Origin of the sequence: Bradyrhizobium shewense, from assembly GCF_900094605.1 — a bacterium.
Lineage (GTDB): Bacteria > Pseudomonadota > Alphaproteobacteria > Rhizobiales > Xanthobacteraceae > Bradyrhizobium > Bradyrhizobium shewense.
Map to the genome: position 1 here is coordinate 221,528 of NZ_FMAI01000003.1, position 19,524 is coordinate 241,051.

The following is a 19,524-nucleotide window of genomic DNA, read 5'->3' on the forward strand; positions in this document are numbered from 1 at the left end:
CCGCCATCCGGTTTCGACTAATGGCAAGTCACCGTTTGTTGACAGCGCTGAACGGTTCAGGCTGAATTGGTTCCGGACAAATGGCGCTAACGCAGCGAAACGACTGCGCAGCGACTGGACACAAGATGCGGCAAGGCGGTCAGGAAGAACCGGCGGTTGCATCGGGAGGACGCGCGTCAATGCTGGATTTCGTTCAGCAGCTGGTCAGCGGTGTTGCGCTCGGCTGCGTCTACGGCCTGATCGCGCTCGGCTTCGTGCTCGTCTACAAGGCCACCGAGGTCGTCAATTTCGCCCAGGGCGATCTGATGATGCTCGGCGGCTTCTTCGCCTTCACCTTCATCGGCATGATGGGCCTGAACTACTGGATCGGCTTTGCCGGTGCGGTGGCCGCGATGGCCCTGTTCGGCATGCTGGCAGAGCGCGTGGTGGTGCGGCCGATCCTCGGCTATCCGCAATTCTCCATCATCATGGCCACCATCGGGCTCGGCTATTTCCTGCGCTCGGTCGCCGGCATGATCTGGGGCACCGATGATCTGAAGATCGAGACTCCGTTCAGCCAGGGCGTGCTCCGCATCGGCTCGCTGGTGCTCGCCTACGACAAGCTCTCGGTGATCGCGGCGACGATGATCCTGTGCACGCTGCTCTATCTCTTCTTCAACAAGACCACGCTCGGCACCGCGATGCGCGCCAGTTCCGAGAACATGCTCGCGGCCTACTACATGGGAATCCCGGTCAAGCGCGTGGTGTCGGTCGTCTGGGCGATCAGCGCGGCGGTCGCGACCTGCGCCGGCGTGCTGCTGGCGCCGATCACCTTCATCCATTCCAATGTCGGCCTCGTGCTCGGCCTGAAGGCGTTTCCCGCTGCGGTCCTCGGCGGCTTCGGCTCGATCCCGGGCGCCGTGGTCGGCGGCGTCCTGATCGGCGTGATCGAGAGCATGGCGGGCTTTTACCTGCCCGAAGGCTGGAAGGATGTGGCGCCCTACCTCGTGCTGCTCGCCGTGCTGCTCTTGAAGCCAGAAGGCCTGTTCGGCCACCACGTCCGCAAGAAGGTCTGAACGCAATGCGCTTCCTGTTCAAGACCGACTATGAGGACGACATTAAGCTGTTTCCGCATTCGGGCTATCTGGTCTCGTACGGCATCCTGCTCGCACTGCTGCTGATCGCGCCCTTTGTGCTCTCCAGCTATCTGATGAGCCAGCTCGTCTTCGTCTGCATCTATGCGATCGTCGGCGTCGCGCTGCTGATCCTGACCGGCTTTACCGGCCAGGCCTCACTCGGTCACGCCGCGTTCCTCGCCATCGGGGCCTACACGGCGGCATACTTGCAGAAGTACAACGTGCCGTTCCCGGTCTACTTCCTCGCCGCCGGAGGTTTGACCGGCATCATCGGCGCGATGGTCGGCTTTCCCGCTTTGCGCCTCACCGGCATCTACCTCGTCATCGCCACCATCTCCTTTGCCTTGATCGTCGAGGAGATCCTGGCGCGCTGGGAAAGCGTCACCCACGGCAACGAGGGCATGCGGGTGAAGACGCTGTCGCTGCTCGGCGTCACCGTCCCGCGCGACAGCCCCACCTTCTATTTCCTCTGCCTCTCCGTGCTGGTGCTGACCATCGTCGGCACGCTCAATCTGCTGCGCTCGCCGACGGGACGTGCCTTCGTCGCGATCCGCGACAGCGAGACGGCGGCGCGCAGCATGGGCGTCAATGTCGCGCTCTACAAGGTGAAGTCGTTCGCGATCTCGGCGGCGATCACCGGCTTTGCCGGCGTGCTGTTCGCGCACAAGCTCTCCTTCATCTCGCCGGAGATGTTCACGCTCCAGCTCTCGATCGAGTTCATCATCGTGATCCTGATCGGCGGCACCTTCAGCCTGCACGGCGCGGTGCTGGGAGCGATCTTCATCGTGATGATCGATCCGTTCCTGACGTATCTGAAGGACGACATGCCCGGCATGATCGCCGGGATCGCGGCGACGTTCGGTGCCAGCACGGCCACCGCGGGAAACATCCAGTCGAAGGTCGCGGCCTTCGCCTCGCTCAACGGCCTCAAGGGCGCGATCTACGGAATCATCATCGTGCTGTTCGTGCTGTTCGAGCCGCTCGGTCTCTACGGCCGCTGGCTCAAGATCAAGCTGTTCTTCCAGCTATTCCCGCTCTACAAGCGCGCCACCTTCAAGCGGCAGAAGATCTACGTGAAGTCGGAGCGGAACCGATGAGCTATTTCCGCGCCGACAATTTGTCGCTGCATTTCGGGGGCCTCAAGGCCGTCGATGCGGTCTCGTTCGCGGTGGAGAAGGGCGAGATCCTCTCGATCATCGGGCCGAACGGTGCCGGCAAGAGCTCGATCTTCAACCTGATCTCGCGGATCTACCGGCCGACCTCGGGCCGCATCTTCTTCGAGGACCAGGATATCACCGAAGAGCCGCCTTACGACATCGCCAAGCTCGGCATCGCCCGCACCTTCCAGAACATCGAGCTGTTTGAGAATGCGACCGTGCTCTCCAACCTCCTGGTCGGCCGTCACCGGCACTCGACCACGCAGCTCTGGCAGGAGCTCTTGTTCCTGCCGAGCGTGCGGGCCAACGAGAAGGTGCATCGCCGCAGGGTCGAGCAGGTCATCGAGTTCCTCGATCTCGAACCCTATCGCGACAAGCTGATCTCCGGCCTGCCTTACGGCGTGCGCAAGGTGATCGAGCTGGCGCGCGCACTGTGCTCGGAGCCGAAGCTGATCCTGCTCGACGAGCCGTCGTCCGGCCTCAATGTCGAGGAGACCGACGACATGTCGTTCTGGATCCGCGACATGAAGAGCGAGCTCGGCATCACCGTGCTGATGGTCGAGCACGACATGTCGCTGGTCAACCGCGTCTCCGATCGCGTCATCGCGCTCAACTACGGCCGCGTGCTGGCAATGGGCTCGCCCGCCGAGGTGCAGCAGCATCCTGACGTCGTCGCCGCGTATCTGGGAGCTTGACGCATGGACGCCGCCGTCACGCCCGAGATCATCCTGAAGCTCTCCAACATCGAGAGCTATTACGGGCCGATCATGGCGATCCGCGGCATCTCGCTGGAAGTGCCGCGCGGCCGCATCGTCACCCTGCTGGGGGCGAACGGCGCCGGCAAGACCACGGTGCTGAAGACCATCTCGGGCATTCTCGACCCGCAAAAGGGCTCGATCGAATTCCTGGGCAAGCCGATCCAGCGCATGGAGGCCGACCGCATCGTGCGGCTCGGCCTCAGCCATGTGCCGGAGGGACGCGAGGTGTTTCCGTTCCTGTCGGTGCGCGAGAACCTGATGATGGGGGCCTATCCGCGCAAGGACCGCGACGGCGTCGCGGAGGATCTCGAGCGCGTCTATGGTTACTTTCCGCGGCTGAAGGAGCGCATCAACCAGCCGGCCGGCCAGCTCTCCGGCGGCGAGCAGCAGATGCTGGCGATCGGCCGCGCCCTGATGAACCGGCCGACGCTGCTGCTGCTCGACGAGCCGTCGCTCGGCCTGTCGCCGCTGCTGGTGAAGGAGATCTTCACCATCATCCGCCGCGTCAACGAGGAGCAGGGCATGTCGATCCTGCTGGTCGAGCAGAACGCCAAGGTGGCGCTGGAGACGGCGCATTACGGCTACGTGCTGGAGATCGGCCGTATCGTGATGAACGACACCTGCGACCGCTTGATGCATTCCCAGGACATCCAGGAGTTCTACCTTGGCGCCAAGGAAGCGGGCGCGCGGGGCGAGCGGCGCTGGAAAAAGAAGAAGACGTGGCGGTGAGGAAGAGCTGGCAGTAAGATGAGCTTGCCATCCGCTATAGAGACCGCCGGCAAGGCAGGCAGCGGAGGCAGGCGACAAGGAGGAGAGGCGCATGGCCCGACCGGCGGTGCTGACGGTCGCTGATACGATTGCGAAGAGCTTCTTGCGCGCTGCGGAGACGCGGTGCGATCGGCCGGCCATCCGCGAGAAGAAATTCGGCATCTGGCAGCCGACCAGCTGGCGCGAATGGCTGGCGATATCGAAAGAGATCGCCTACGCGCTTCATGCGACCGGCTTCATGCCCGGCGACGTCGCCTCGATCATCGCCAACGCCGTGCCGGAATGGGTCCATGCCGACATGGGCATCCTGTGCGCCGGCGGCGTCGCTTCGGGCATCTACCCGACCGATGCGTCGTCCCAGGTCGAATATCTCATCAACGATTCCCGCACCAAAGTGATCTTCGCCGAGGACGAGGAGCAGCTCGACAAGATCCTCGCCTGCCGCGCGCGCTGCGCGAGCCTGCAGAAGATCATCGTGTTCGACATGGAGGGCCTCAGCGGCTTCTCCGACGACATGGTGATGTCGCTCGACGAGTTTCGCGCGCTCGGCCGCAATCACATGGTCGGCCGCGAGGCGCTGTGGCAGGAGATGATCGACAGCCGCAGCGCCGGCGATCTCGCGATCCTGGTCTATACATCCGGCACCACCGGTCCCCCCAAGGGCGCGATGCACGCCAACCGCAGCGTCACGCACCAGATGCGTCACGCCAATGACTTCATCCCGGCGCAGGAGGACGAGGACAGGCTGATCTTCCTGCCGCTGTGCCACGTCGCCGAACGCATCGGCGGCTACTACATCTCGGTCGCTCTCGGCTCGGTGATGAATTTCGCCGAGAGCCCGGAAACCGTGCCGGACAATTTGCGCGAGGTGCAGCCGACCGTCTTCCTCGCGGTCCCCCGCATCTGGGAAAAATTCTACTCCGCCATCACCATCGCGCTGAAGGATGCGACCCCGCTCCAGCAATGGGTCTATCGCCGCGCCATCGGCATCGGCTATCGCATGGTCGATTACCGGATCGAGGGCAAGGCGCCGCCGCTGTCGTTGCGCCTCGCAAGCCGGATCGCCTACCGGGTCGCATTCCGCAACATCCGCCGCATGATCGGGCTCGATCGCTGCCGCGTCGCCTTCACCGGCGCAGCGCCGATCGCGCCGGAGCTGATCCGCTGGTATCTCGCGCTCGGCATCGACATGCACGAGCTCTACGGCCAAACCGAGAATTGCGGCGTCGCCACCATGATGCCGGCGACGCGGATCAAGCTCGGCTCGGTCGGCACCGCCGTGTCCTGGGGCGAGGTCGCGCTGTCGCCCGAAGGCGAGATCCTGATCAAGGGCGACTTCCTGTTCATGGGCTATCTCAACCAGCCGGAGAAAACGGCGGAAGCGATCGATCAACGCGGCTGGCTGCACACCGGCGACGTCGGCACCATCGACAATGAAGGCTTCGTCCGCATCACCGACCGCATGAAGGACATCATCATCACCTCCGGCGGCAAGAACGTCACGCCCTCCGAGATCGAGAACCAGCTCAAGTTCTCGCCCTACATCTCCGATGCCGTCGTGATCGGCGACAAGCGGCCGTATCTGACCTGCCTCGTGATGATCGACCAGGAGAATGTCGAGAAGTTCGCCCAGGACCACGATATTCCCTTCACCAACTACGCGAGCCTGTGCCGGGCGACGGAGATTCAAGACCTGATCGGGCGCGAGATCGAGCAGGTCAACGGCAATTTTGCCCGCGTCGAAACCATCAAGAAGTTCTACCTGATCGAGCGCCAGCTCACTCCGGAGGACGAGGAGCTGACGCCGACCATGAAGCTGAAGCGCGGTTTCGTGAACAAGCGCTACGCCGCCGAGATCGAGGCGATGTATCGCGAGCGCGCGGTTGCTTGAGCATGATCCGGAGGATCATGCTCAAGAGAGATGGATTTGAGAAAACGGCGAAGGCTTAAGAGGCCCGATCCTTCGCTCAACACGGGCCACTGAAGGAGGAGACTGCAATGTCGAAATCGCTGAAGGCGCTGGGCCTGGCGGTGAGCGCCCTTGCGCTGACCTGTGTGCCGGCCGCCGCTCAAACCAAGGTCACCAATGAGGGCATCTCGGCATCCGAGATCGTCATCGGCACGCATCAGGACCTGTCGGGCCCGATCAAGGGCTGGGGCGTGCCGGTCTCCAACGGCATGAAGATGGCGGTCGAGGAGGTCAACGCGGCGGGCGGTGTCCAGGGTCGCAAGATCAAGCTTGTCGTCGAGGATAGCGGCTACGATCCGAAGAAAGCCGTGCTGGCGTCGCAAAAGCTGATCGAGCGCGACAAGATCTTCGCGATGGTGGGACCAATGGGATCGCCGACCGTGCTCGCTGCGCAGGATATCCTGCTCGACGCCGGCGTGCTTCAGCTCTTCCCGCTGACGGCGGCCGAGTTCACCTTCAAGTTCGATGCGGCCAAGCCGCAGGAGCGGCTGAAGTTCAACAACCTCCTGCCCTATGTCGAGAGCACGCGCGCAGCGCTCAAATACATGATTGAGGCAAAGAATTTCAAGAAGCCGTGCATCATGCATCAGGATGACGAGTACGGAAAAAACGTGCTCGATGGTTTTAACCAGCAGCTCGCCGCCATGAAGGTGCAGCCGGCCTCGATCACGAGCTACAAGCGCGGCGCCTCCGACTTCTCGGCGCAGGTCGCCAAGATGAAGTCCGACGGCTGCGACCTCGTCGTGCTCGGCGCGGTCCTCCGTGAGCCTATCGGCACCATGACCGAGGCCAGGAAGCTCGGCTGGGAGGTCACCTTCCTCGGTGCCACGCCCGTCAACGTGCTCGAAGTGCCGGCGCTCGGCAAGGAAGTGGTGGAAGGCTTGTATGCCGCTTCGAACTTCGAAATTCCCTACGAAGACACCGCGAAGGGAAAGGTGAAGGACTGGCTCGTCAATTACAAGAAGATGTTCAACGCCGACGCCAACACTCAGGCGATCATCGGCTACAATGCGGTGATGACGTTCGCGCATTATGCCAACAAGGCTGGCAAGGATCTCACTGGCCAGAAGATGCTCGACGCGCTGGAGTCCGGTGACAAGTTCCAGGATATCTTCAATTCGCCGCCGACCGTGTTCTCGAAGACCAACCATCTCGCCACCACTGTCACCCAGGTGCAGCAGGTGAAGAACGGCCGTTGGGTCCTGGTGAAGGACAATCTGATGTTTTGATGCGGGCTCTCTCGCGGCGAGTTCAGTGCACCCTCTCCCCTTGTGGGAGAGGGTGGCATAGGCGGCCTACGGCCGCCGTCCTCAGAACGCCGATGCTTCGCATCGGCTATGGCGTAGCGTCGAGCCGGGTGAGGGGTCTCTACCCTCACGAATAGTCTAGCGAGTGGAAAGAACCCCTCATCCGTCGCGCTCGCGCGCGCCATCTTCTCCCACAAGGGGGGAAGGAAGAAGCACCTACGATCCCCCGCTCGCCGTCCCCGAATTCACCGGCGCCAACTCGTCCTCGCGGCAGCGCCAGCCGTCGGCGGCCTTGACGAACGCAAAAGTGCGCTGGATCCTCAGGCGACGCGTCACGTTGAAGGCTTCTGCCGAACGCTCCTTGTTGGCGGCGCCCGGCTGCGGAAGACCCGTCCTGGCGTCCCAGCAGGTGCCGGTGCAGCTGGATGCGACCTTGCTGCACATGGTGAAGGGCGCCAGCACCGCCATCTCGATTTCGCCGGTGACCTGAGCCTCCTGCTCGGTCACCTGGCTGTCGAGCGCGTAGACGCGGTTGATGCGGAGGAAGCTGCCGCACGAATTGGCCGCATGGATCCGCGCCGCGCAGAAGTCGACCGCGTCGGTGTCGGGGATGCGGGCCGCGACCTGCCGGCCGAACACCTTCTTGGGATCGCCCTTCGCCGCGCGGATATCGTCGGCCTTGTGCTTCAAATGATCGGCGAGGCAATCCTCTGCGGATTCGAGCTCCTGGAGCGGCACGTTCTCCTTGCCGACCAGATTGCATTTGCGATCGCGCTCTCGTGTCCACCTGCCATATTCGGCGAAGGCAAAGCGCGCTGCGGTCGGGTCCAGCTTGCCGATCAGGCCGAGCACCTGGCCATTGAGCTCCGTTTCGGCAAGTGCCAGCGACGGGTCCGCACAAATCACCGCGCCCGCCGCGGTGTTGGCTGCGAGGCAGTCGAAATCCGGATCGCGCAGGATCGCGGCGCGCTCCTCGGTCACCTTGAGCAGGCACGCCTTCACCCGCTCGAAATCGTCGGGGCGGATCGCGGTCTGGCCGACGATGCCGCAGCCGAGATTGCGCTGGCGGATCCAGATCGCATTCTCCTCGATCGCAGGCAGGCGATCGGGCAGGCGGGCGAGCCGCGCCTCGATCGCGGTGTTCAGCTTCTCGGCGGCGGCGGCAAGCGTGGCATCACCGCAGAACAATTGATTGCCGGGGTCGCGAATCTGCTGGCAGTTGTTCTTGGCGAACAGCGGCAGCCGATCGGCGATGGAGCGGTCGGACTGCGCTGACGCGGGTGAGACGAGCGCCAGCAGCGCAATCACAGTCAGCACGATGAACCGCATTCCCGTCGCCCCCGCAAAGCCGTGGCCATGCTAGCCGCCCGGATCGCGTGGTGGAATGAGTTTTTGGTGAACGGAGGTTCGTAGCCCGGATGGAGCGAAGCGTAATCCGGGATTCGTGCGACAAGCGACAGCGGCCCCGAATTGCGCTGCGCTCGATCCGGGCTACAAGATGGATCAACGTGCCTCGGCGGCGACCATCGAGACCTGCATCGGTTCGTCGACATATTTCATCACGGCCGACTGATGGAGCGCGAACAGCGGCCGGTAGCTCCGCGCAGCGTCGTCCTCGACCATCGCCATGCGGCGGTTGTCGAGCATCAGCCAGCGGCCGTCGAGACGCGCGGCGACAACCGCGTGCTCCTCGCCGGCCCTGACGTCGCGCACCACGAGGATGCGGAGGTCCTCGGCGGCCACGCCCGCCAACCGCAGCGCGGCCAGCTTGGCGACGGCATAGTCCTCGCAATCGCCGGCACCGCGCGCGAAGGTCGCAAGCGGCGAGCTCCAGACGTCGTCGATGCCGTCATTGGCGGCCCGGATGGCAAGGTTGATGGCGCGGTTGGTCTCGCCGAGCCGGGCGCGCCCGTAGCGGGCGCGGGCCTGGTCGACGATGGCGAGCAGCTTCAGGGCCGCCGGCGAAGCGCAATTGTCGCGGTCACCGTCGCATAGCGCGAGCTGCACCATGTCGCCGTCGAGCTTGTCCTTCAGCGCGAGCCATTTCTGTTGCAGGCTGCCGGCGGAGATGGCGAAGGCGAACACGCCGAACGGCTCGGCGGATTTGCGCACGAGTAGGCCTGCGCCCGGCGACAGCAGCGTGCCGGCGCGAAGCTCGGCGGTCGACCCACACAGGACCAATCCGCACAGGACAAGGAATGCGCGCCAGGCGCGCGAGCGAGCAGCGGTCTCCATCTGACATCCCCTTCCAGCTTCGCCAGATCCCCCTCGACCTGAACGTGCCGGGCTTTGTTGCTTTCGCGGAGATAGTGCGAGACGGGCCGTTTTGTTCTGCTTAACGCGCCCGGCTGGGGTTCCAAAACCGGGGAACAGGCTGAAACGGGCCCGTCCAAATTGCGTAAAATTTTACGATTCGCCGGCTAGGAGGTGTCCGGCTGCCGCGAAATCGAGCCAATTGCAGACACAAGTTGTGGCAGTGCCGAATCTGGGCCCTATGGCTAACGACCCCCTATTTCATGGGGTTCTGTTAGTTAGGTCACAGATTTAAGTGCGTATTTGCCGCAGGATGCTGCGGGACCTCGCGAAGGAAAGATGACGCAAGTATCTGCTCCGTGATTATACGTCAGCTTACTTTGGATGACTGGAAATGCGTGGAAACAGGCTGAATTCGACTTCCGAATATTTGAGAGATTACTTTCGCTTCTCTATAGCGGCGCCAAGCCGTGTGGCCTCCTGGGGCCAAGTGATGCGAAATCACACAAGCAATAGATGGTATCGCTAAGGACTTGCTAATGCTATGCAAGCTTAGGCGGTCGATACTTACTTAAATTTTAACCCTTTTTACGGTGCCCGGTTGAATTACGCTGGCCAATTTGACGCCGCGATTCCTTTGGACGGCCAGGGTTCCCGTTCGCCCGGCGGCGCTCATGTCGATTCCTTTACGGCGAAAGCGCATGGCCACGTGCCGGAGGGCGCGTTCGTTGTTCCCGACCCCAACCTGATCTTCAACGGCGAGTTCAAGCGCGCGGGTCTTGATCTCGTGCTGTCCCACGAGGGGCACGAGTTCGTCGTTCACGATTATTTCAGGGGCGACAAGCGTGCCGCGCTCGCCTCACCCGACGGCGCCCATCTCGCCGGCGAAATTGTCAACGCGCTCACGGGCCATGTCCAGGTCGCTCAAGCCGCCCCCGGCGGCGCTGCCGCGGCCCAGGTCATCGGCCACGTCACCAAGCTCGTGGGCAGCGCGACCGCGATCCGCAATGGCGTCTCGGTCATCCTGAACAACGGCGACAATGTCGAGAAGGGCGACGTGGTTTCGACCGGCGCGGATTCCACGCTCGGCATCACCTTCATCGACGGCACCGTGTTCGGCCTGTCCTCGAATGCGCGGATGGTGCTGAACGAGATGGTCTACGACCCCAACGGGTCGAGCAATTCCTCGCTGCTGAGCCTGGTCGCCGGCACCATCACCTTCGTGGCCGGCGAGACCGCCAAGCACGGCGACATGAAGATCGACACGCCGGTCGCCACCATGGGCATCCGCGGCACCGCCGTGCTGACCCAGATCAACTTCGTCGTTCCGGCCGGAGGCGGCGATCCGCAGCCGCAGGCAAGCTTCCAGGTGCTGGTCGAGCCGAACGGCACGACGGGCTCCTACATCCTGTTCGACAAGGTCACGCTGCTGCCGATCGCGACGGTCAACCAGGCCGGCCAGATGATCCAGATCAGCGGCGGCAACGTCTCGATCTCCAATGCGCTGATGTCGCCGGACGTTCAGAAGCTGATCACGGACGTGTTCACGCTGAAGTTCACCGACAACAACACCAACACCAAGCTGACCACGAACTTCACCGACACGCTCACGCCGATGAGTCTGGACGTGGTGTTCAAGTCGGGGGGCGGCGCCGTCGCGACCGCGACATTCGTCAATCTCAATCCGCAGGGATCGGAGGCGCCCAGCACGTCCACGCCGCCCATCGTGCGTATTCCCGGCCAGCCGATTGTGCAAAGCTTCGACGCCGGCGGCAATGCGAAGACGGCGTTCGCGCTGACCGAGCGTGCTGACGCGACCGGCGACACGCATTCCGATACGATTTCCGGCCTGATCAGATTCGTCGATCAAAACCTCGGCGACCGGCCGACGGTGAGCATCAGCCTCGCCGAAGCGCCGAACTACGTCTACAAGGACGCCGGCCAGCACGACGTCACCGGCTCGCTCTCGGCGCTCCAGAAGCAGGACATTGCGGCGACCCAGATCCAGATCAACGTCGTCCACGACGCCGGCAACAACAACAACGGCTCGGCGGTCTGGACGTACACGATTCCCGACAACGTCTTCGACTTCCTCGCGGCCGGCGAAACGCTGACGCTGACCTATATGGTCCGCGTCGACACCAATTTCGCAGTCAATCCCGAGTCCAGGTTCATCCCGATCACCATTACGGTCACGGGAACGAACGACAAGCCCACCGTCGCGACGTTGGGCGGAACCGTCATCGAAAAGGTCGGAACCGGCAACGAGGCTCTGGATACCATCACGGGCACCGTCACCTTCACCGACGTCGATCTGACGGACCGCCCGATCGTGAGCGCGGCACTCTCGTCGACCCAGCCGTTCAAATATCTCGACGCCGAAGGCAACGATATCACGTCGCTGACGCCGCAGCAGCTCGCGGCGATCGCCGCCGTCGAGGTGCCGCTGACCGTGGTACAAGGCGCGGGAAACGGCAACAACGGTTCGGCCACCTGGACCTACAGCGTTCCCGACCATCTGTTCGATTTCCTCGCCAAAGGCGAGAAACTGACCCTCAACTACGTGGTGCAGGTCGATGACGGGCACGGCGGTGTCATCAGCACGCCGGTTACCGTGTCCATCGACGGTGCGGACGTCAATGTCGAGGGCACCAACGACGTGCCGACGATCGTCGAAGATCTGACCACGCCGACCGGTGCGGTGACCGAGGATACGGCGGCCACGCTCGCCGCCAACGGCACCATCACATTCAACGATCCTGATCTCACGGATACGCACACCGCGAGTTTTTCGCTGAAGTCGACGATTTCGAGCGCGCATCTGCCGGGCTTCAGCGACGGCACCTCGCATATCGGCACGTTCAGCCTCGGCTCAGTGAATGAAAGCCCGGGCGCCAGCTCCCGCGGGTCAGTGGGCTGGACCTTCACGCTCAACAATAACGACCCGGTGCTGCAGTCGCTGGCCAAAGGCCAGACGATCACGCAGGTCTACACCGTCACGGTGATCGACAACAACGGTGCGGCGGTAACGCAGGACGTCACGGTCACGATCACAGGGACCAACGATGCCCCGACCATCACCAGCGATGAAGACGCGGCGAAGGGCTGTGTCACCGAGGACGCGGGCCTGACACTCTCGATCGGCGGCACGTTGGCCATCCAGGATTTGGACCTGATCGACACCCACGGTGCGCAGGCGGTGTTCAAGTCGGCGACGTCGAACGCGCAGCTGCCCGGCTTCGACGGCAACACGCCGCTCGGCACTTTCACGATCGATTCCGACGTCGCGGAGTTCAATACCGACACCGATAATGGCGCGACGGTGGGCTGGCACTTCAGCCTCGGCAATAACAACGCCGTGCTCCAGTCGCTGGCCAAGGGCCAGACCATCACCCAGGTCTATACCGTCACCTTTACCGACAACCACGGTGCGCAGGTCTCGCAGGACGTGACCGTCACGATCAACGGCGCCAACGACGCGCCGACGGTCACGAGCGATGCCTGCGCGGCAAAAGGCGAGGTCCTCGAGGATGAGGGCACCTCGCTGACCACCGGCGGCACGCTCGCGATCCAGGACGTCGACCTGATCGACACCCATACGGCGCAGTGGTCGTTCAAGTCGTCGTCCGTCAGCACGGATCTGCCGGGCTTCGAAACCAGCTCGCCTATCGGCACCTTCTCCATCGGCACGTTGTCCGAATCCAACGCCGACACCAACAACGGCGCGACGCTCGACTGGCACTTCACGATCGACAACAGCGATCCCGTGCTGCAGTCGCTGGCGGAAGGGCAGACCATCACTCAGGTCTACACCGTCACGTTCACCGACAATCACGGCGCGCAAATCTCGCAAGACGTCATCGTCACCATCACCGGCACCAACGATGCGCCGGCGGTGTCCTATGTCACGTCGGACTACATGAACTTCGACGGTGCGACCATCGCGGTCGGCGACGTGCCGACGGTCGCCACGGACGACGTGACGTTGGGCGGCTGGGTGAACTGGAACGGGGACGCTGCCTCCGCCGGCCAGGTCTTGTTCTACAATGGCAATACATCGACCACCGGTTTCGGTCTCATGGGCACCGTCATCAGCGGCAAGCTGGAGATCGCGATTCTCGAGGGCGGTGTCGAGGTCCAGAACACCGGCTTCGCGCTCACTGCGGGGGAATGGCATAACCTCGCCTTGACGCGCGATAACGGCATCTTCACGCTCTATGTCGATGGCAGCGCCGTCTATTCCCACAGTGGAGGCGTGAACGCGATCGCTGGCGCTCCGGAACCGTCCTACATGATGATCGGGGCGGCGAGCGCAAGGTTCGCCCCGGGCTTCGGCGCGGAAGGCTTCTTCGGCTCGATCGCCGATGTCAGCGTCTGGACCGCCGCGCTCACGCAGACGCAGATCCAGTCGATCGATTTCACCGCGCTCACCGGCCACGAGGCGAATCTGGCCGGGTATTACCAGCTCGCCGACGGCAGCGGGACCACGGCCTCCAATGCGGTCAACCCCGCCAAGAGCCTCGCGATCGAGGGCGATGCGGATTGGGCAAGTGGCAGCTCCGGGCCGGGCGGCGCCGTTGCCGATCTGATGGAAACCAATGCCGGCCAGCTTGCGCATGGCGTGCTGGTGGTCTCCGACGTCGATGCGACCGATCACGTCACGGTGTCGGTCAGCCAGGTGCAAGCCTATCTCGGTGGCGCGCTGCAAACGGGCAGCGTCGGCGGGCTGTCGAATGCCGACCTCTTGGGCGATCTCACGGTCCCCTCGGGCGACATCCTCGACGGCACCGCGACTCATACGCAGTTCACCTGGAACTTCAATTCGCACGGGCAGGCGTTCGATTTCCTCGCCGCCGGCCAGACGCTGTCGCTGCAATACACCATCGTTCCGTCGGATGCCGAGGGCGCTGGCACGAGCGCAGTCGTTACCGTCAACATTGCCGGCAGCAACGACGCGCCGACGCTTGCGGATCTCCACATCGGTCCGCTCTCGGACACGGCTGCTGCCGACACCTTCTGCGATCTGACCGGAACGTTGGCGGGCAACGATGTCGACACCGGCGAGACGGCGACGCTGACCTATGCCGTCATCAATGCGGATCACCATGCGGCGACGACGGTCGGAGGATTGTACGGGACGCTGACGGTCAATTCCGACGGTACCTACAGCTACGTTCCGAATGCCGAGGCCATCAACGCGCTGGCGGCAGGACCCTACACCGATACGTTTACGGTCCAGACCACGGACGTGCATGGTGCGACCGGCACGGCCACGCTCACGGTGGACGTGACCGGCACGGACGACGCCACAGGCCCGGTCATCGACACCGAGCACTTCCAGGTCGAGCACATCATCGAGAACAGCAACGACATCGTCACAGAACTTGCCGTCATCGACACCGATGCAGGCGCAGCGGTCGATACGTTCACCGTCACCCTGTCGACCGCACATCCGAACGTCAGCAGCGTCTATTTCGCTCCCATGACGGGCTCGCTGGACGCAATCAACGCGGGCCTCGCGAGCGGCGGCACTGGCATCGTCTACGATCCGACAGGCGCCAGCACCGATGATTATCCGGAGCCGCCGGCGACCGACCAGATCATGCTGACTGTCACCGACTCGGCCGGCCACTCCGACACGGTCAATTTTATCTTCGCCGAGGGAGCGAGCGGCCAGGGTATCATCTTGCAAGGCGCCGGCGGCAAGGACGTCATTTTCGCGACCGAGTCGAGTGATACGTTGATCGGTGGCGGGGCCAAGGACCAGTTCGTGTTCGCGCCGACGTTGTCGCAGACCGCGGTTCAGCACACCGTGGACGACTTCCAGCTCGGCCTCGACAAGATCGATTTGCGCCAGTTCACCAGCATCACGTCGTGGACACAGGTCTCCCAGCTTGCGGAGCAGCAGGGTACCGATACCTTGGTGACGCTCGATAGCAGCGACAAGATCCTCCTGAAGAACATGGTCGCCGGCAATCTCCACGCCAGCGACTTCATTCTTCATGTGAGCTAAAGGCGTCCGATCAGGCGCGCGACATTTCATTCCACTTTGATCGCGGCAAAAAACCCTTATCCTGTGCGACCGAGCCATGGCCATCTGTGCCATTGCGATCCGAGATCGAACCCGAGGCGGTTGCAGGAAGTCCGATCGAAATGAAACGTCTCAAGATCCTGCGGCGGTGGTTTGCGCGCAAGTTCGGCTTCGCCCGGCTGATGTGCCTCGCGCTGCTGGTTATATTCGCCGGCGCGCGCCTGTGGGACCCGCCGCCGATCCAGGAATTGCGGCTGCGCACCTTCGACATGTTCCAGCTGATCGATCCCAGGCACAAGACGTCGCGGCCGGTCGTCATCGTCGACATCGACGACAAGAGCCTTGCAAGGCTCGGCCAATGGCCGTGGCCGCGCACGCGCATCGCCGACCTGATCCAGAACCTCACAGACAGCGGCGCGGTGGCGATCGGCTTCGACGTGGTGTTCTCGGAGCCCGACCGGCTCAACCCGGATCTGGTCGCGAGCCAGATGCGCTATCTCGACGACGCCACCCGCGCCAAGCTGCGCGAGCTGCCGAGCAATGACCAGGTCCTCGCCGACGCGATCAAGCGCTCGCGCGTCGTGCTGGGTGAGACCGGGCTTCCAGAGGTCCTGTCCGAGCTCGACAAATCGCTTCCGTTCACGGGCGTGGCTACGCTCGGGGAGGACGGGGCCGAGCGCTTCCTGTTCGAATTCCCCGGCCTGCTCCGCAACGTGCCGATCATCGAGAAGATCGCGGCCGGTCGCGGCCTGTTCTCGATCCGGACCGAGCGTGACGGATTGATCCGCCGCGTGCCGATGATCATGCGCGCCCAGGGCAACATCATGCCCTCGCTCAGCCTCGAGATCCTGCGCGTCGTCACGGGAACGCCGACCCTGCTGGTCCGCACGGACAAGGCCGGTATCAGGTCGATCCGCCTCAAGGGTCTGGAAGTTCCGACCGACAAGAACGGTCAGCTCTGGGTGCACTATGCCCGCCGGGATCCTTCGATCTACGTGTCCGCGGTCGACGTGCTCGACAACAGCCTGCCGCCCTCCAGGTTCGCCGGCAAGCTGGTGCTGGTCGGTACCTCTGCGGGCGGATTGAACGACATCAAGACCACGCCGGTGTCCCGGGCCATGCCGGGGGTCGAGATCCACGCCCAGGTGCTGGAGAGCGTGCTGAGCGGCGCGGTCATCTCGCAGCCGAATTATGCGCTCGGCGTCGAATTGCTGGCCGCGCTCGTCATCGGCCTGCTCGTGATCATCTTCACGCCGAATCTCGGCCCGGTGCGCCTCGTGCTCGCGGGTGCGACCTTCGCCGCCATCCTGGTCGGTGTGTCCTGGTTCTTCTACGCGCAGTACCGCTACCTCATCGATTTCACCTATCCGCTGCTCTCGACCACTGCGGTCTATTTGACGCTGATCTTCGCGAGCTTCGTGCGCGAGCAGCGACAGCGCGTGCAGATCCGCGGGCAGTTCGCGCAATACATGTCGCCGGTTCTGGTCGAGCAGCTGGCGCAGTCGCCGGAAAAGCTCGTGCTCGGCGGCGAAGAGCGCGAGATGACGATCATGTTCTCGGACGTGCGCGGCTTCACCACGATCTCGGAAAGCTACAAGCAGGACCCGCAAGGCCTGATTGCGCTGATGAACCGCTTCCTGACGCCGCTCACCGATGTGATCATCGAGCGGAAGGGCTACATCGACAAATACATGGGCGACGCCATCATGGCGTTCTGGAACGCGCCGCTCGACGATGCCGAGCACGAGGTCAACGCCTGCGAGGCCGCGATCCAGATGCTGGAGCAGATCGACGCGGTCAACAAGGAGCGTGAGCAGGAAGCCGCCGATGGCGGTCATGTCTACATTCCGCTCAATGTCGGCATCGGCCTCAACACCGGCATCGGCGTGGTCGGCAATATGGGATCGGACCTGAAGAAGAATTATTCGGTGCTCGGCGACAGCGTGAACCTGGCTTCACGCCTGGAAGGCCAGTCGAAGGAATACGGCTTCCCGATCATCGTTGGATCCAGGACCGCGCTTGCCGCCAAGGACAAGTTCGCGATCCTCGAGCTGGACTTCATCATGGTCAAGGGCAAGACCGAGCCGGAGGTGATCTACGCCATCGCCGGGCGCGAGGACGTGATGCAGTCGGGCGCCTTCCAGCGCCTGCGCAACATCACCATCGAAATGCTCGGCTGCTACCGCGGTCGCGACTGGCAGGGCGCACTCGATGCGATCGAACGCGGCCGTCACAGCGAGGACGCCGACACGCTTGAAAAGCTGTTCAGACTCTACGAGGCGAGGATCAGGGATTTCCAGCTCAACCCGCCGCCGGAAGGCTGGACCGGGGCGTATGCGCTCCTGACGAAGTAGTAGCGACAATCACCGCTCTCGTAGGGTGGGCAAAGGCGCGGTAGCGCCGTGCCCACGATCTTGCTCGGCAATGTAGAAATGGTGGGCACGCTTGCGCTTTGCCCACCCTACAACACCCGTGTTTGCCCTCACTCCATCCCGATGGTCGTCAGATCCTGAAACCAGTGTTGCGCCTGCACGAACTGCTTGATCTTCGGCGACAGCGCGTGCGGGTTGGTATCGTGCACGACCCAGACCAGCGTGGCATCGTCCACGATCAGCGCGTGCGCCTGCGCCAGCAGCTCGTCCTGCTTGGCGCTATCGAACGTCTGCTTGGCTTCGTCGATCAGAGCATCCACCTTCGGGTTCTTGTAGCCGCCCCAGTTGACGCCCACAGGCGCGATCTGGCCCGAATGGAAGAAGCGGACGATGGCGTAGAGCGGGTCTGACGTGACGTAGGCGATGTTGTTGGCGGTGATGCCGGCGTTGATCTCGTCGGCCGCGCCCTTGCGCCAGTGCGTATAGAGCGTTTCGAGCTCGACGACCTTGAAGTCGATGTCGATGCCGATCTCCTTGAAGCTCTGCTGCAGGAATTCGTTCATCGGCAGCGACAGCATCTGGCCGGTGCCGCCCTGTGCGATGATGAAGGTCGCCTTCAGCGGCTTGGCCTTGGAGTAGCCGGCTTCCTCGACCAGCTTCTTCGCTGCAGCCGGATCATATTTCAGCTCGAAGCCGGGCTTGCCGAACCACGGGCTGGACGGGTCGACCTGGCCCTTGGCAGGCTTGGCAAGGCCATTCATCAGCCCGACCACGGCGTCGCGGTCGATCGCGAGGTTCAGCGCCTTGCGCAGGCGGATGTCGGTCCAGGGCGAGCCCGGCAGCACGCTGAGATGATAATTCCAGACATGCGGTGTGACGTTGTCGACGAGCTTCATGCCGGCGGCTTTCAGCTGCGGCACGGCATCCGGCGCCGGCGTCTCGATCAGATCGACTTGCCCCGCGAGCAGCGCGTTGGTGCGGGTCAGCGCTTCCGGCATCGGCACCAGCACGATCTTGTCGGCCTTGGGAATGCGCTTCTTGTTCCAGTAGTCCGGGTTCTTGCTGAGTTCTGCAAGCTCGCGCGGTACCAGCTTGGTCAGCTTGAACGGGCCGGTGCCGGAGGGCTGGCTCGCGAACTTGTCCCAATCCTTGCCGAGCTTGTCATACTGCGCGGGGCTCGACACCAGGAACCACAGCATCTGATAGGGAAAGAAGGAATCGACCGTCTTGGTGGTGATCTCCACGGTGAAATCGTCGATCTTGGCGTAGCTCGCAACGGAGGGAAGGCGGGTCTTCACCTGCGCGCTTTGGCGCTTGTCGAATTGCGGCGCCTTGTCGTTGAGCACCTTGTCCAGATTCCAGATCACGGCGTCGGCGTTGAACTCGCTGCCGTCGTGAAACTTCACGCCCTTGCGAAGCGTGAAGCGCCATTTGGTCTTGTCGGCATCATCGACCTTCCACTCGGTGGCGAGCCCCGGCACCAGCTTGCCGGGCCGGTCGGCGACGTCCATCTCCCAGGCCACCAAGGGATCGTAGATCGTATAGGCCGTGAACTGATAGGCGCCGGCGCCGCGATCGGGCTGACCCGTGGTGAGCGGAATGTCCGCCATCGAGATGCCGTAGCGCACCACCGTTTCGGCGCGCGCCGAGATTGCGGACAACGCCAGTGCAAGCACGACGAGACAAATCGATAGACGAACACGCATGGCCTAGAGCTCCCAGGGATTTCGGGACCGAACTTGCAATCTTGATGCCAGAATAGGCAGCGCGGCGCGTGCACCCGCCTGCGACCTACAAGGACTTGTCGTCGCAGGGCCAAATTGCAGAATAAGTTTCTCTTTGGCATAGCCATTG

General features: G+C 63.2%; 11 protein-coding genes. 8 read left to right on the forward strand and 3 right to left on the reverse strand.

Features of this window, described 5'->3' with window-relative positions; all coding sequences use genetic code 11:
• Positions 1–179 precede the first annotated feature (179 nt).
• From GA0061098_RS08005 to GA0061098_RS08030, 6 genes are all read left to right on the forward strand, one after another.
• Positions 180–1,055, forward strand: coding sequence for a branched-chain amino acid ABC transporter permease (locus tag GA0061098_RS08005; protein ID WP_091955829.1), 876 nt, complete (start codon positions 180–182; stop codon positions 1,053–1,055).
• A gap of 5 nt (positions 1,056–1,060) precedes the next feature.
• The gene (locus GA0061098_RS08010; RefSeq protein ID WP_091955830.1) at positions 1,061–2,212 is read left to right on the forward strand and encodes a branched-chain amino acid ABC transporter permease; all 1,152 of its coding nucleotides are present in this window, start codon (positions 1,061–1,063) and stop codon (positions 2,210–2,212) included.
• A complete protein-coding gene (locus GA0061098_RS08015) occupies positions 2,209–2,967 on the forward strand; it encodes an ABC transporter ATP-binding protein (RefSeq protein ID WP_091955831.1) in 759 nt (252 codons plus the stop codon). The genes GA0061098_RS08010 and GA0061098_RS08015 overlap by 4 nt, the downstream gene beginning before the upstream one ends.
• A gap of 3 nt (positions 2,968–2,970) precedes the next feature.
• Positions 2,971–3,759, forward strand: a complete 789-nt coding sequence (locus GA0061098_RS08020; RefSeq protein WP_091955832.1) for an ABC transporter ATP-binding protein — start codon at positions 2,971–2,973, stop codon at positions 3,757–3,759.
• Between the two features lie 91 nt (positions 3,760–3,850).
• Complete coding sequence (locus tag GA0061098_RS08025; RefSeq protein WP_091955833.1) at positions 3,851–5,689, forward strand: AMP-dependent synthetase/ligase; 1,839 nt, start codon at positions 3,851–3,853, stop codon at positions 5,687–5,689.
• A gap of 107 nt (positions 5,690–5,796) precedes the next feature.
• Complete coding sequence (locus GA0061098_RS08030; RefSeq protein WP_091955834.1) at positions 5,797–6,996, forward strand: ABC transporter substrate-binding protein; 1,200 nt, start codon at positions 5,797–5,799, stop codon at positions 6,994–6,996.
• Between the two features lie 234 nt (positions 6,997–7,230).
• Here the strand turns inward: GA0061098_RS08030 and GA0061098_RS08035 are convergent, their stop codons facing one another.
• Positions 7,231–8,343, reverse strand: coding sequence for a lysozyme inhibitor LprI family protein (locus GA0061098_RS08035; RefSeq protein ID WP_091955835.1), 1,113 nt, complete (start codon positions 8,341–8,343; stop codon positions 7,231–7,233).
• 174 nt (positions 8,344–8,517) lie between these two features.
• The gene (locus tag GA0061098_RS08040) at positions 8,518–9,249 is read right to left on the reverse strand and encodes a transglutaminase-like cysteine peptidase (protein ID WP_091955836.1); all 732 of its coding nucleotides are present in this window, start codon (positions 9,247–9,249) and stop codon (positions 8,518–8,520) included.
• A gap of 619 nt (positions 9,250–9,868) precedes the next feature.
• On the opposite strand from GA0061098_RS08040, the gene GA0061098_RS08045 reads away from it, so the two are divergent.
• Together GA0061098_RS08045 and GA0061098_RS08050 are read left to right on the forward strand one after the other, a co-directional pair.
• On the forward strand, positions 9,869–15,280 hold the full coding sequence (locus GA0061098_RS08045; RefSeq protein ID WP_091955837.1) for a VCBS domain-containing protein: 5,412 nt from the start codon (positions 9,869–9,871) through the stop codon (positions 15,278–15,280).
• Between the two features lie 140 nt (positions 15,281–15,420).
• The gene (locus GA0061098_RS08050) at positions 15,421–17,652 is read left to right on the forward strand and encodes a CHASE2 domain-containing protein (protein ID WP_091955838.1); all 2,232 of its coding nucleotides are present in this window, start codon (positions 15,421–15,423) and stop codon (positions 17,650–17,652) included.
• A 128-nt stretch (positions 17,653–17,780) separates the two neighbouring features.
• On the opposite strand, the gene GA0061098_RS08055 is transcribed toward GA0061098_RS08050, so the two are convergent.
• Positions 17,781–19,376, reverse strand: coding sequence for an ABC transporter substrate-binding protein (locus GA0061098_RS08055; protein ID WP_091955839.1), 1,596 nt, complete (start codon positions 19,374–19,376; stop codon positions 17,781–17,783).
• Positions 19,377–19,524 lie beyond the last annotated feature (148 nt).